The sequence below is a fragment of the Parasphingorhabdus sp. genome, from assembly GCF_041748495.1.
Taxonomy (GTDB): Bacteria; Pseudomonadota; Alphaproteobacteria; order Sphingomonadales; family Sphingomonadaceae; genus Parasphingorhabdus.
Genome location: NZ_JBGTDD010000098.1, coordinates 35,667 through 49,136 on the forward strand (window position 1 = coordinate 35,667; position 13,470 = coordinate 49,136).

Here is a 13,470-nt window from a genome sequence, read left to right on the forward strand (position 1 = left end):
TCCGGAAGGGGTCAAGGCTTTTAAAATAGGCTCGGCAAATCAGTATTTCCAGTCTTTTCTTGCAACTGAAATAGGATGATGCTTTTCAAACGGCGTATCATCACTATATTAGATCAATACACTGCCACTGATCGAAAGCCTCGATAATGTCGACTTACCTGCCCACGCTCAAGCAATTGCAATATCTGGTGGCGCTGAAAGAACATGGTCATTTTGGCAAGGCTGCGGAATCCTGCTTTGTGACCCAGTCCACCCTGTCTGCGGGGATAAAGGAACTGGAAGCATTGCTGGACATCGTGCTGGTGGAACGCACGCGCAGAGTTGTACGCTTTACGGAACTGGGCAATCAGATGGTGGAAAAGGCCTATCGGATCCTGCGCGAGGCTGAAGAACTGTTCGAAATGGCGCGCTCGGCAGGCAAACCACTGGCCGGAGATGTCCGGATGAGCGTCATTCCCACCATAGCCCCTTTTCTTCTGCCACGCCTCCTGCCGCAATTGCGCAAGGAGCGCCCGGACCTGAAACTCTATTTGAAAGAGGAAACCAGCCAGGCGGCGTGCGACTCGCTGCATCACGGCCATGCCGATTGTGTCTTGCTGGCGCAGCCCTTTCCCTGCGGCGATGTCGAGTCGGAGGTGCTGTTCAGCGATGAGATTTTCGTCGCTTTCCCAAAAAATGATCCGCGTGACCCGCCGCCGCAAGTGGACCCGGCGAACATCGACGAGACCCAGCTGTTGTTGCTGGAGGACGGGCATTGTCTGAAGGATCATGCTCTGGCGGCCTGCAATCGGCCCGAACTCAGAGCTTCCGCCAGGATGATGGGCACATCACTGCACACGCTGGTGCAGATGGTGGACAATGGTCTCGGCCTCACTCTGCTCCCGAAAATGGCGATCGACAGCGGCATATTAAATTATACCAATATCGTCGCCCGGCCACTGAAATCGGATCGGGCCACCCGCGACATCGCTCTGGTCTGGCGCAAGAACAGTCCGCGACGGAGTGAATTTCAACTATTGGCAGAGATTATGAGGGGCGCGCAGAACTGGGTTTCCAAAGCACATCCCTAGGCCAGAATATTATTTTTTCCAATTTGCCGCCGCTTCGACATCAGACGCCCGTTCGTCGATCCATTTTTCTGCCCCGTCGGCGCCTGTCTCCTTTTTCCAGAAAGGCGCGACTGTCTTCAGCTTATCCATGATGAATGAGCAGGATTCCATGGCTGCATTGCGATGATCGGATCCGGTCACGACGAGCACGATATTCTCGCCAACGGCCAGTTTCCCTACCCGGTGGATGATCGTCACGGCATGGAGAGACCAGTCGGAAAGCGCTGTTTCGGCTATATCCTGCAGCGCCTTGCCCGTCATTGCCGGATAATGTTCCAGTTCCAATGATTCCAGATTGCCGTCATCGCGGACCTGGCCGACAAAGCTGGCAATCGCACCGCCACCCTGCCCGGCAACCGCCCGCGTCTCGACGCCGATGTCGAAATCTTCTGGTCCGACAACAATCTTTATCATCCGCCAGTCACCGGCGGAAAAATGGCCAGCTCCCGCGCCGATCCGATGCTGGCGGTGGCAATGCCGTAATCCTGATCAAGCGCGAAGCGCAATTTTCCAATATCCGAAAACAGCTCTGCATATTGCGCCCCCCGGTTGGACAGCATCGTCAGCACATCTTCAATTGTCTCGATATCTTCGCCCAGCGTGACTTGTTCCTGATCCATGCCGAGCCGTTCGCGCACCCAGGAAAAATATATGATGTTGAGCGAGCGCGGCATCAGTCCATATGCTTCAAACCGACGCGCAGATAATCCCATCCCGTGATCAGGGTCAGAATTGCGGCGGTCCAGAGCGTCCACAGTCCGACAGTCTGAACGATCGGCATATGCGGCAGGCCGCCAGCCAGTATCATAGCGCCCAGAGCAATCATCTGAAATCCGGTTTTCCATTTGGCAAGCTGCGACACCGGAACGCTGACCTGCAGGCCGGCAAGAAATTCACGCAGCCCGGATACCATGATTTCGCGTAACAAGATGACGATAGCCGCGATCGTGTGCCATCCGTTGATATCCCTGGTGAATATCAGCATCAGGACCACGGCCGCGACCATGATCTTGTCCGCGATCGGGTCCAGAAAGATACCGAGCTTTGATACGGTTCCTTGGGTCCGCGCCAGATAGCCATCAAAATAGTCGGTAACCGCCATCAGGCAATAGAGGCCAAATGCCAGCAGATAGTCGATGGGCAAGGGCTGGCGAGCGACCAGATCGAAATTCGGCCAAAGCAGAAAAACCAGAATCGGTACCGCAAATATTCTCGAAAGCGTCAATATGTTCGGAAAATTCAGCATTGCGGCATTCGCATAAACGGATTTGCCGAAAATGAAAATTGATTCAGCCAATTAATGGCCAAATTGGTGACCTCTGCGCCCGTCATACGATTTGACGCCATGGCTCAATGGGCTAAGGATGGCCTGACGCTCCTTTTTCCGCTCGAGAAGAGATTTCCATCATATGCAAAATACGGCGCATCTGCTGCGAACAAGACGGTTTCTGCCCCTGTTCCTCACGCAGCTTCTCGGGGCATTCAACGACAATCTCTTCAAATTCTCGATGGTCATCCTGGTGACCTACGGAATTTATGATAGTGAATCCGAGGATTTTGCCTTTAACGCTCTCGCCTCCGGACTTTTCATCCTGCCCTTTTTCCTGTTTTCGTCTCTCGCTGGTCAACTGGCAGACAATTATGACAAGGCCCGGATCACTCGATTCGTCAAAACACTGGAAATATTCATTGCCCTGATCGGCGGAGTCGGGCTGTGGCTGCAGTCTATTCCCATCATGCTGACCGCCCTGTTCCTTCTGGGTCTGCAGTCGACCTTTTTCGGCCCGATAAAATATGCCGTGCTGCCGCAGCATCTGCAAAAGGATGAAGTCCTCGCGGGGACAGGGCTGGTCGAGGCCGGTACCTATATTGCGATTCTCGCGGGGACGATTCTGGGGGGCATCATCATTGACCGGGATGGAAACGGCACCGAAGTCGCGATTATCGCGGTTTTCTTCGTGGCGCTGATCGGCCGCGTCGCGGCCCAGTTCATGCCGCCGGCTCCGGCGCAAAAGGAAGTCGAGAAAATCGATTATAATTTCATACGCTCTTCGATCCGTTTGATCGCGGCTACTTTGCATGTCCGCCGGCTCTATCTGGCGATTATCGCGATCAGCTTTTTCTGGACCATCGGTTCGGTGATGATCATCCAGTTTCCCCCTCTGGTAGAGAATGTTCTGACCGCCACCCCCCAGGTTGCAAGCCTGTTCCTCGGCGTATTTTCGATCGGCATTGCCATCGGTTCGATTCTGGTCAACCGAATGCTGAAAAATGAAGTCTCCGCCCGATTTGCTCCGATCAGTGTCATATTGATGGGCGTTTTCGTTCTCATTCTCTACTTCATTGCCCGCGGTTGGGAAGGCTTGCCTGACGGCCAGCTCTATACATTCGAAACATTCATCGACCATGACGGGGCATGGGCACTGCTTGGCACGCTGGGCGGCGTTGCGATATTCGGGGGCATGTTTGTCGTCCCGTTATATGCTTTTCTGACGACCACCGTCGACATCAGCCAGACCGCCCGCACCATAGCCGCCAATAATGTCGTCAATGCCGGCTGCATGGTTCTCGGCGCCCTCGTTGCCCTGGGACTGAGTATGTTGGGAGTTTCAACAACCGAACAATTATTGCTGGTTGCGGCCTTGTGCCTGATTGCGGCTTGGCTGGGCCTGCAATTGCACCACGCTTGCGACTGAACAGTCCCGGATCAGAAAATGAACGTGGAAAAGGCGGTAAAAAAGGCGAGAAAGCTGAGCAGAAACAGGCTGGCGTCATGCGCCAGACCTTTTTCCTTGCCGGCCAGCGCGACCTGCGAATCTTGTTCTTTCCTGGCGATTTGCACGATCTCGATCGGCAGGCTTTGGCGAAAGGGATGCCGTATACCTTCATCCCGCAATATCAATGGTCTCGATCTCTGTCCGTTCATGGCCATTGGTTAACAGGAATTTAGCCATGCTTTCCAGCACGAAATTCATGGCCTTGGTTAACGTCTTGAATTGGAACAACCCTGAGAAGCCAGCGGGTTTCACATGATCAGACAGGCCAAACCAATGATCAGCGCCTCAATCGCACAAACATAAAACTTGTCAGGCAAACCGCTGATCTGTGTGATCTTTGCAACTGGTCGCTGAAATTGCCAGTTTGAACAATAAGATGGTTGATTTCAGCAGCCTGTTATGCCAATGACCATCGCGTATTGAATGAAATGCGAAACCCTGAAGGAGCAAATTATGCGTTTCGGTAAAATTGGAATGGCTGCAGCCGCAGCCGCATCGCTTGTAAGCGCACCCGTCTTGGCGCAGGCTACCCAGCCTGTAACATCTGCTGCACGTACCAGTGCAACGGTTGAAGGCGAAAGCAACGTCGAGGGTGGAACTGGAATAATTCTGGCAATCCTCGCAGCTGCAGCAATCATCGGCGGAATCATCATCGCTGCTGACGGCAGCGAAGATACTCCAACCAGCCCCTGAACTGGTTCTGGCATATTGATTAAAAATGGCGGCTTCTGGTCGCCATTTTTTTTATGCAATCATTGGCAGAAATCTGGCGGTTGCCTGATCAGCACCGTGTCATCAAGCCGGTAGGGCAAGCCGCAGGTTGCACATCCGGATCGGCTTACCCATATCTGCTTTCATGACAGAAAATCAGCAACATGGCCTGCCCCAATGGCACGGCACAACCATCCTATCGGTGCGAAAAAATGGCAAGGTCGTCGTCGTTGGCGACGGTCAGGTGTCCATGGGCCAGACGGTGATGAAGCGAAATGCCCGAAAGGTCCGACAATTGCACGACGGATCGGTGATTGGTGGCTTTGCAGGCGCAACCGCCGACGCGTTCACATTGTTCGAGCGCCTGGAAGCAAAGCTGGAGCGCCATAGCGGACAGTTGATGCGCGCAGCGGTTGAATTGGCAAAGGACTGGCGTACCGATAAATATTTGCGCAATCTGGAAGCGCTGATGATCGTGGCGGACAAGGACATTACACTTATCCTGACCGGCAATGGCGACGTTCTGGAGCCGACAGAAGGGATCGCTGCCATCGGATCCGGCGGAAATTTCGCTCTTTCGGCTGCTCGCGCCCTGGCAGATTACGAGAAGGATGCGGAAAAGCTGGCACGAAAAGCAATGGAAATTGCAGCGGAAATTTGTGTCTACACCAATGATCATATCACCATCGAATCGCTAGCAAGCGACAGCTGATCTCCGCCGGACCCCCAACCATTTTGAATGAAGAGTGACCGATATGCAGGCGAACCTGACCCCCAAAGCCATCGTGAAGGCGTTGGATGAACATATTATTGGCCAGCAGGACGCCAAACGTGCGGTGGCTGTCGCCCTGCGCAACCGCTGGCGCAGGCAGCGACTGCCCGCCGAACTGCGCGAGGAAGTGACCCCCAAAAATATCCTGATGATCGGCCCCACCGGTTGCGGCAAGACCGAGATTTCCCGTCGCCTTGCGAAACTGGCCGACGCACCCTTTATCAAGGTGGAAGCGACCAAGTTCACCGAAGTCGGCTATGTCGGCCGGGACGTCGAACAAATTGCCCGTGATCTCGCGGAAGAAGCGGTCCGCCTGGAACGGGAACGCCGGCGATTGGCGGTGCACGAAGCCGCCGCGGAAGCGGCGATGAAACGGCTACTCGACGTTCTTTGCGGTGAAAATGCCAGCGAAGCGACGCGCGAAAGTTTCCGCCAGCGGGTTGTCGACAATCATATGAACGACAACGAGATCGAGATTGAAGTCGAAGATACACCCAATATGCCAATGGATATTCCCGGCATGGGCGGACAGGTCGGGATGATCAATCTGTCCGACATGATGGGCAAGGCCCTGAATCAAAACCGCCTGAAACGTCGCAAAATGCGGGTGGCGGATGCGTGGGACAAGCTGGTTGAAGAAGAGTCCGATAAGCGTCTTGATGACGAGGATATTTCACGGGCGGCGATTTCCGACGCCGAATCCAATGGTATCGTCTTCCTGGACGAAATCGACAAGATCGCGGTGAGCGATATGCGCGGCGGATCGGTCAGCCGGGAAGGCGTCCAGCGCGACCTGCTGCCGCTGATCGAGGGAACAACGGTCGCGACCAAATATGGTCCGATGAAAACCGATCATATCCTGTTCATTGCCTCCGGTGCTTTTTCGATATCCAAGCCCAGCGACATGCTTCCTGAACTGCAGGGTCGCTTGCCGATCCGGGTGGAACTGCGGGCCTTGACCGAAGCTGATTTCGTCCGGATATTGACCGAAACCAAGGCCAATTTGCCCGAGCAATATATTGCCCTGCTCGGTACCGAGGACGTCAAGATCAGCATCACCGAGGATGCGATCGCGAAGCTGGCCGAAATTGCGGCAAATGTGAACGAAACGGTTGAAAATATCGGTGCGCGCAGACTTCAGACGGTCATGGAGAAGCTGTTGGAAGAGATAAGTTTCACGGCGGAAGACCGGGTGGGCGAAGAAATCAGCATCGACAAGGCCTATGTCGAAAAGCAGCTGTCGGATGTCGCCAAAGACACCGATCTGTCGAAATATATATTGTGATGACACAAGCAGGATCTTGATGATATTCGAGCGAATTGTGCCTTGTCTTTCGCCAGCGAATAAAATTTTTCTGCGGCTGTAACGGAATATCTCAAAACAGCGAATGATCGAACAGATAGCTGGATGGAACCCGTCATGAAAAGCGCCACATTATTGATGACCTGCATTGCTGCGATGGGCTTGTCTGCCTGCTCCGAACCGGCACCCGATACCGTCACCGAAGGCACCGAACAGGTCGAAGTCAAGCCGGAAGCGGTTGTTGCTCCGATCACCGAAGCAGACAGCATCGATGCCGGCCTGGCTATCGGGGCCCAGGCTCCGATGACTGCCAGCTTGCTGACCAATGCAGGCGAAACCACATTGGGTCAGATCGTGGCAAAGGGCCCTGCCCTGCTGGTTTTTACCCGCTCGGTCGAATGGTGTCCGTTTTGTCAGACCCAATTGAAATCGATCAATGCGATTGTCGGCGACCTGAAGGACCGTGGCTATACGCTTTATGGAATCAGCTATGACAGTCCCGACAAGCAGGATCGCTTTTCAAAAAACCAGATGTTGCAATATGACATGCTGTCCGATCAGCAATCGACGGTGATTGACGCGTTTGGACTGCGCGATCCCCAATATATCGAAGGCCGCGCTGCTGGCGTGCCCTATGCCTCTGTATTTTTGATCGACGAAACAGGGAAGATCGTCGCGAAATCGGTGTCCGGTGACTATAAGAAACGACCGACCAACGATCAGATATTGGCGCTGGTCGACTCTCTCTGATTACAGGCTGGATTCGTCTAGTTTCGGGTAGCTGCTTTTGATGGAGCAACTGCCGGATCATTGTCATTGGCAGCCAGACGTTCGGATTCGGGCAGGACCACCAGCTTCCATTGTTTTTCTTCATCAAGATATTTGATCGCGAGCGCTTGCACTTCTTCCGCTGTGATGGCGGTATAATCACGAAGCAGGGTTTGCAGGGCGACAAATTTTTGCGGATTGAAGCTCGCACCCTCCATCTGGCCCATCCAGAAACTATTGCCGCTGCTGGCTCTGGCGATCAGTTGCCGCAAGGGTTCAACAACGCGCTGCAACTCGTCTGCGCTGACCGGCTTTTCCCGTAGATCCTTGGCTATCAATCGCACGACATTGTAGAATCGATCGACATTATCCGGCATCAACTGACTCTGCGCACCGATATAACCGCCTGTTTCAAAATCGACTGGCCAATTATTCACGACCTGCGGACTATAGCTGGCGCCTTGCTGCGAGCGCAGAATATCGAACAGGCGATCGTTGAAAATCGAAACCAGAACCTCGAGCTTGCGGCTCTCGCGTACATTGTCCAGTCCGCCCCCGGTCGGCCACGCTATCATCGCAGCGGCCTGTTCTGTGTCACCATTGTGCACCAGGATTTCCGGGCCGGCCTGCGGTGGCGGGAAACGCGGCGACTGCGCATCGCGTGGGATTGCCTGCGGCTTGCGTTTTTTCAAAGCGCCAAAAGTCTTGAGGACGGACTCGACGGCCTCGTCCCGATTGAAATCTCCGAAGATCATCAGTTCGACCGGCCCGCTGGCCAGAATGGGTTGCCAGAATTGCTTGAAATTCCCGGCGGTCAACTGGTTGAAATCTTCCTTGTCGGGTGTCTTCCAGCGAGGGTCCTTGCCGCGAATGAGCCATTCCAGATCGCGCTCCAAAACCGCCTGCGGAGAAGCCGAAAAACTGTCGTAACTGATCAGGGCTGCAGCCTTGCTTCGGATAACCGGCGCGGCGTCCCAGCGAGGGAATGCCAGTTTGGCAGCGATCAGATGCAACTGGTCCTCGAGATCGGAAGCCCGGGTATCCGCGCTGATCTCGAAGGCATCATTATCGATGCCGAACCCCAAACCAATCCGCCGGCCGGTGGTAATCTTGTCGAGTTCTTCCTGGCCGAGATCGCCGATGCCGCTGGCCATCAAGGCCATGGCCCCAGTCCAGGCAAGCGATTCTTCATGAGGCGAGAGCCCGCGATAGCCGTTGCCGAACCGGACGTTGACCATGATCTTGTTACGCTCGGCCGAATTGGGGTAGAGCAGCACCCGGACGCCATTTTCCAGTTCCAGTTGCTCGATCTCGAACCGTTCAATTTTCCTGGAAGATTTAATCCTGCCCTTTTTGCCGATCTTGTCCAGCGCTTCGAAGCCGATATCGGACTGGGTGACGCGGACATCGCTGGCAGCATCAACGGTGAGACGCAGTGCCTGAGCCAGTCTTGTCTTGCCGTTATCGATGGCGTCGGGTGATGTGAGCAATGCGCGGGTCGAGACGCCCGAGAATAATTTGCGCGTCGAGTCGAGCAGCCTCTCCGGCGTGTACAGGTCCCGCATCGCCCGAAATACATCAAGCGCCACTTGCGGCGTCGCCACAGTTTCGTGAATATCGACAGCGTTGATGATGTTATCGGCCTGATCCCGCGCTGCTTCGGTCTGATAGCTTTCCACACCAATGGCCAGAGCGGCATCAAATTCAGCAATCTCGCGAGCGATATCCGGCTCCGATGGCGCGACCGCCGTGGCGTCGGCGATCACGGCACGCACGTCCCTTAGCGCGGCCTCCCAGTCATCACCCAGCGGAATGATGCTGACAAACGTCCCGTCAAGCGACCGGCTCACATCATCCTGCCCCACGCTCGCCTGCAAATAGCTGCCTCCGGTTCTGGCTCGCGCTTCCAGACGACGATTGATCAGCTGCAGCGCCAGCAGGTCGATCAAAATCTGCTGGTTATAGACAATAGTATCGTTGACCTGCTCCCATGGCCGAGCAATGACCATGGAAATGAACCGCGGCAGGGTTGGCTCGATAACCACCGCACTGATATCGTCGATATCCTGTGGTTCACCGAAGTCCGGGACACTGCCTGCTTCGCCTGTGCCTTGCCATTGGGTAAAATGCTTGTTCAGCAGTTCCTCGAACACAGCCGGGTCACCATCGCCTGCAATGACGATCACCGCCTGCTCCGGGCGATACCAGCGCTGGTGGAATGATTGCAGCATCTGCGGCGTCGCCGCGCTCAATGTTTCCGGGGTCCCGATCGGCGCCCGGTCGGCCATCCGTTGACCGGCGAAGAATAATTCCCGTGTGGCATTCTGAACTTTGGACTGGGGACCAGCGCGTTCTCGCAATTCCGCCAATACGACCGGGCGCTCCGCATTGACCGCTGTTAGGCCCAGGCCCGGCGATATCATCATGCCCGACAATATTTTCAAACTCTCGTCGAGGCTTGCCCTGCTGGCATTGGGGAGATCCAGTTTATAAACGGTTTGCGTAGGGGTTGTTTCGGCATTGCTGTCGCTGCCGAACGTCGCTCCCAGTCGCTGCCACACGCGTTTCGCTTCGCCATCGGGGACATGGGTCGATCCGCGAAAGGTCAGATGCTCCATGAAATGGGCAAATCCCTGCTCTTCGTCATTTTCCATCAGCGAACCAACGTTGATCCGTAACCGGATTGATACCTGTCCCGGCGGCACGCCGTTGCGCTTGACTGCGTAGCGCATGCCATTGTCCAGTTCGCCAAAAGTCCAGCTCCTGTCGACCGGCACGTCGCTGTTTTTATAGAGCCAAGGCAAGGCAGCTTCGCCCTCAGCTTCCTGCGCCATGACCAAGCCAGGCATCGCCATAAGGCAGAACAGCAGAAAACAGAAGGTCAACCAAGGGACGGAACGGGGGGTCAATGATTTCATTTTGCGGGTATAAGCAGTCCCTATCTTACTGACCAATGAATATTATCGTTATTCTTGCGTCCTGCCGCCTCGAAATGTGTTTAGCCCTTGATCCATACGGCGATAATCGCCAGATAACAGATATGTTGATTGAAACCGAAAAAACACCCAATCCCTCAACCCTGAAATTCCTGCTCGGGCAACCGGTCATGACCGAAGGAACCCGCGATTTTGCTTCGCCGGAAGATGCCGAGATATCACCGCTGGCGGAAGCATTGTTCACGCTGGGCGATGTCACCGGAGTATTTTTCGGTTCGGATTTCATTTCGGTGACTTGTGGACCTGGTGCGGACTGGAGCGACCAGAAACCACAGGTGCTCAGCATCTTGCTCGATCATTTTTCCGCTGGACTGCCCCTTTTCAAGCCGGGCAGCGCTGGTGAAATAGTCGTCCCACCCGAAGAGGAAGTGCACGACGATCCGGAAGATGCTGATATTGTCGCACAGATCAAGGAACTGATCGAAACCAGAGTTCGTCCGGCGGTTGCCAATGACGGCGGCGATATCATCTATCGCGGCTTCAACAAGGGCACGGTGTTTCTGAAAATGCAGGGAGCCTGCGCCGGTTGCCCCTCTTCGACGGCTACGCTGAAACATGGTATCGAATCGCTGCTGAAACATTATGTGCCCGAGGTCACCGAAGTTAGGGCTGCTTGAACATTCCGCAAATAAGGGCAATTCAATGAATATACCACTGGGTCAGGCGGCTCTGGATCAGCTGTTCCTGGAAGCGCGTACCTATAATGGCTATCACGACAAACCGGTATCCGTCGACCAGCTCCACGGTATCTGGAATTTGATGAAGATGGGCCCGACCAGCGCGAATATGCTGCCGGCCCGGCTGATCTGGTGCCATAGTCAGGAATCGCGCGATCGCCTGGCCGGTCTTTCATCGGCCGGCAATGAGGAGAAGATCCGCAAGGCGCCGGTTGCCGTGATCATCGGCATGGACCAGAATTTTCACGAGCATCTGCCCGAACTTTTTCCGCATGCCGATGCAAGAAGCTGGTTCGAGGGAGATCCGGAGGCACGCAAAGTGCATGCGATGCGCAACAGCTCGCTGCAGGGCGCCTATTTCATTCTCGCGGCGCGGGCGCTTGGTCTCGACACCGGGCCGATGTCAGGCTTTGACAATGATGCTGTCGACAAGGAATTTTTCGGCGATCAGCCTGATGTCAAATCGAACTTCATCTCGACATTGGGCTATGGCGATCCGACAACAATTTTCGATCGCAGCCCTCGTCCCGAATTCGACAAATTCAACAGCCTGATCTGACGCGGGATGGCCGAGCGCCTTCTCGTGATTGATACCGCCACCATCGCCTGTTCCGTCGCTCTGTTCGGGGATGGCGCACTGATTGGATCGGAATATGCCGAAATTGGGCGCGGTCATGCGGAAAAGCTGATCCCCGCGATTGCGCGACTTCCTGGTCATGGCAAAGCGGCTAGAATACTGGTCAATTGCGGGCCCGGAAGCTTCACCGGCGTCCGCATTGGCATTTCCGCCGCCAGAGCGCTCGCCCTAGCCTGGAATGCAGATGTGCAGGGTTATGATTGCCTGACGCTCGTTGCGGCGCAGGCTCGAGAGCAAATGGACGCACCGCTTCCGGTCTGCGTCGCCATGCTCGCCGGCCATGGCGAATATTTTCTGCAAAATTTTACGGCAACCGGAGACCCGATGGCCCCGTTTGTCACCATCGCTCCCGAACAAGCCACCCGAAAGGTCAGGGCAGATATTATTGCTGGATCGGCAGCGGCAGAACTGGCTGCGGCCACCGGCGCTGATACTCACTTTTCGATATTGCCAAATGCCGCTCAAATCTCTTTAGTGACCAGCGTTATGAAAAAAATGCCTCCCACACCGATCTACGGGCGCAAACCAGACGCCCAGCCAGCGAAAACGGTCTGAGAGATGGCGGGTCGCCAGCGTCCATGGTCAGACCATGACCTGGGTCCGGTCGATATCCGGACGGGCGATCTGACCGACCTGAGTGCTGTAATGAGCGTCATGGAACAGTCCTTTCCCAAGACATATGGCGAAGGATGGAATGTTCATCAATGCCGGTCAATGCTTGCCATGCCTAGTGCGAAGCTACTGATTGCGCAGCGAAAAACCCAAATTTATGGCTTTGTCATCAGCCGTCAGGCCGCCGATGAGGAAGAATTGCTGATGATCGCAGTCGCTCCCGACTGCCAGGGTCGCGGCGTCGGATATTTGCTGCTTGAACAGATGTTGCAGGCAGCGCGTACGAACCAAGTCGCATCGGTATTCCTTGAAATGAGAGCCGATAATCCGGCAGAAAAGCTTTACAGCAAGTTTGGCTTTCACCGGATTGGATTGCGCAAGGCCTATTATACTGGCGCGAATATGGAAAAATTCGACGCGGTTACTTATAAAGCCAGTTTAACCATCTAAACTAATGGTTGAGCTGTTTGAGTGTTGCAGCCCGTCACCGTTCGTGTAAATAATGGCGCGCATAAAATGCAATAAAATAATAAACGTCGCACAAAGGTATATGAATATGACAGAGGAAGAAATTGCTCTGAATGAGACGCTAATCACGCTCACTTCAGACATTGTTGCCGCCCATGTCAGCAACAACAGCGTCGCGGTATCTGATTTGCCGCTCATCATTAGCAGTGTTCATGGGGCGCTCGCTGGACTTTCGGGCAAGGCCGCCGAACAGGCGCGTCCTGAACCTGCGGTTCCGATCAAGGCATCGATCAAGCCAGACTATGTCGTCTGTCTCGAAGATGGCAAGAAGCTGAAGATGCTGAAACGCCATCTGATGACCCATTATGGCATGACGCCCGAAGACTATCGCGCCAAATGGGGCCTGCCGAACGATTATCCGATGGTTGCCCCCAATTATGCGGAAAAGCGTCGGCAGCTTGCCAAGGCGATCGGCCTCGGCAAGAAAAAGGGCAAAAAGAACTGAACCACTGACCGGCTGACGCCGGTAGGTTCATGGCTTGGGGCTGAAGCCAGTTTTGTTTGGCTTGGTATGCTTGTCGAGATAATTGAGGATCACGTCGTCGGTAATATTGCCTGAGGTGGTGGAGAAATAGCCTCG

The 13,470-nt window shown here is 54.7% G+C and carries 16 protein-coding genes; 11 read left to right on the top strand and 5 right to left on the bottom strand.

Features of this window, described 5'->3' with window-relative positions; translation table 11 throughout:
* Window positions 1–146 precede the first annotated feature (146 nt).
* Window positions 147–1,070 carry a hydrogen peroxide-inducible genes activator gene (locus ACEW8J_RS08870; protein ID WP_373491277.1) on the top strand — a complete coding sequence of 308 codons (924 nt, stop codon included), beginning with the start codon at window positions 147–149 and terminating at the stop codon, window positions 1,068–1,070.
* 9 nt (window positions 1,071–1,079) lie between these two features.
* On the opposite strand, the gene ACEW8J_RS08875 is transcribed toward ACEW8J_RS08870, so the two are convergent.
* From ACEW8J_RS08875 to pgsA, 3 genes are read right to left on the bottom strand one after another with little or no spacing between them, the layout of a single operon-like run.
* Window positions 1,080–1,523, bottom strand: coding sequence for a molybdenum cofactor biosynthesis protein MoaE (locus ACEW8J_RS08875; protein ID WP_373491278.1), 444 nt, complete (start codon window positions 1,521–1,523; stop codon window positions 1,080–1,082).
* The gene (locus ACEW8J_RS08880) at window positions 1,520–1,783 is read right to left on the bottom strand and encodes a MoaD/ThiS family protein (RefSeq protein WP_373491279.1); all 264 of its coding nucleotides are present in this window, start codon (window positions 1,781–1,783) and stop codon (window positions 1,520–1,522) included. The genes ACEW8J_RS08875 and ACEW8J_RS08880 overlap by 4 nt, the downstream gene beginning before the upstream one ends.
* Window positions 1,783–2,355, bottom strand: a complete 573-nt coding sequence (pgsA, locus tag ACEW8J_RS08885; protein WP_373491280.1) for a CDP-diacylglycerol--glycerol-3-phosphate 3-phosphatidyltransferase — start codon at window positions 2,353–2,355, stop codon at window positions 1,783–1,785. The genes ACEW8J_RS08880 and pgsA overlap by 1 nt, the downstream gene beginning before the upstream one ends.
* 163 nt (window positions 2,356–2,518) lie before the next feature.
* Here pgsA and ACEW8J_RS08890 point away from each other — a divergent pair, with 163 nt between their 5' ends.
* Window positions 2,519–3,805, top strand: a complete 1,287-nt coding sequence (locus ACEW8J_RS08890) for an MFS transporter (RefSeq protein ID WP_373491281.1) — start codon at window positions 2,519–2,521, stop codon at window positions 3,803–3,805.
* 11 nt (window positions 3,806–3,816) lie between these two features.
* Here the strand turns inward: ACEW8J_RS08890 and ACEW8J_RS08895 are convergent, their stop codons facing one another.
* Window positions 3,817–4,035, bottom strand: a complete 219-nt coding sequence (locus ACEW8J_RS08895; protein WP_373491282.1) for a hypothetical protein — start codon at window positions 4,033–4,035, stop codon at window positions 3,817–3,819.
* Window positions 4,036–4,339: 304 nt separating this feature from the next.
* Here ACEW8J_RS08895 and ACEW8J_RS08900 point away from each other — a divergent pair, with 304 nt between their 5' ends.
* The 4 genes from ACEW8J_RS08900 (at window position 4,340) to ACEW8J_RS08915 (ending at window position 7,422) form a co-directional block, all read left to right on the top strand.
* Window positions 4,340–4,579, top strand: coding sequence for a hypothetical protein (locus ACEW8J_RS08900; protein ID WP_373491283.1), 240 nt, complete (start codon window positions 4,340–4,342; stop codon window positions 4,577–4,579).
* Window positions 4,580–4,742: 163 nt separating this feature from the next.
* Window positions 4,743–5,309, top strand: coding sequence for an ATP-dependent protease subunit HslV (gene hslV / locus ACEW8J_RS08905; RefSeq protein WP_373491284.1), 567 nt, complete (start codon window positions 4,743–4,745; stop codon window positions 5,307–5,309).
* 43 nt (window positions 5,310–5,352) lie between these two features.
* On the top strand, window positions 5,353–6,654 hold the full coding sequence (gene hslU, locus ACEW8J_RS08910) for an ATP-dependent protease ATPase subunit HslU (protein ID WP_373491293.1): 1,302 nt from the start codon (window positions 5,353–5,355) through the stop codon (window positions 6,652–6,654).
* A gap of 135 nt (window positions 6,655–6,789) precedes the next feature.
* Window positions 6,790–7,422: a peroxiredoxin family protein gene (locus ACEW8J_RS08915; RefSeq protein ID WP_373491285.1), complete on the top strand. Its 633-nt coding sequence runs from the start codon at window positions 6,790–6,792 to the stop codon at window positions 7,420–7,422.
* Window positions 7,423–7,439: 17 nt separating this feature from the next.
* Here ACEW8J_RS08915 and ACEW8J_RS08920 read toward each other — a convergent pair whose 3' ends face one another.
* Window positions 7,440–10,274 carry a M16 family metallopeptidase gene (locus ACEW8J_RS08920; RefSeq protein ID WP_373491286.1) on the bottom strand — a complete coding sequence of 945 codons (2,835 nt, stop codon included), beginning with the start codon at window positions 10,272–10,274 and terminating at the stop codon, window positions 7,440–7,442.
* 206 nt (window positions 10,275–10,480) lie between these two features.
* Between ACEW8J_RS08920 and ACEW8J_RS08925 the strand changes: the two genes are divergently transcribed.
* The 5 genes from ACEW8J_RS08925 (at window position 10,481) to ACEW8J_RS08945 (ending at window position 13,335) form a co-directional block, all read left to right on the top strand.
* The gene (locus ACEW8J_RS08925) at window positions 10,481–11,053 is read left to right on the top strand and encodes a NifU family protein (RefSeq protein ID WP_373491287.1); all 573 of its coding nucleotides are present in this window, start codon (window positions 10,481–10,483) and stop codon (window positions 11,051–11,053) included.
* Window positions 11,054–11,078: 25 nt separating this feature from the next.
* Complete coding sequence (locus ACEW8J_RS08930; RefSeq protein ID WP_373491288.1) at window positions 11,079–11,672, top strand: malonic semialdehyde reductase; 594 nt, start codon at window positions 11,079–11,081, stop codon at window positions 11,670–11,672.
* 6 nt (window positions 11,673–11,678) lie between these two features.
* Window positions 11,679–12,305 (top strand): tRNA (adenosine(37)-N6)-threonylcarbamoyltransferase complex dimerization subunit type 1 TsaB, encoded by a 627-nt coding sequence (gene tsaB / locus ACEW8J_RS08935; RefSeq protein ID WP_373491289.1) that lies wholly within the window; start codon window positions 11,679–11,681, stop codon window positions 12,303–12,305.
* Window positions 12,306–12,308: 3 nt separating this feature from the next.
* A complete protein-coding gene (rimI, locus tag ACEW8J_RS08940) occupies window positions 12,309–12,812 on the top strand; it encodes a ribosomal protein S18-alanine N-acetyltransferase (protein WP_373491290.1) in 504 nt (167 codons plus the stop codon).
* Window positions 12,813–12,918: 106 nt separating this feature from the next.
* Window positions 12,919–13,335 carry a MucR family transcriptional regulator gene (locus tag ACEW8J_RS08945; RefSeq protein WP_373491291.1) on the top strand — a complete coding sequence of 139 codons (417 nt, stop codon included), beginning with the start codon at window positions 12,919–12,921 and terminating at the stop codon, window positions 13,333–13,335.
* The last annotated feature ends 135 nt before the right edge of the window (window positions 13,336–13,470 follow it).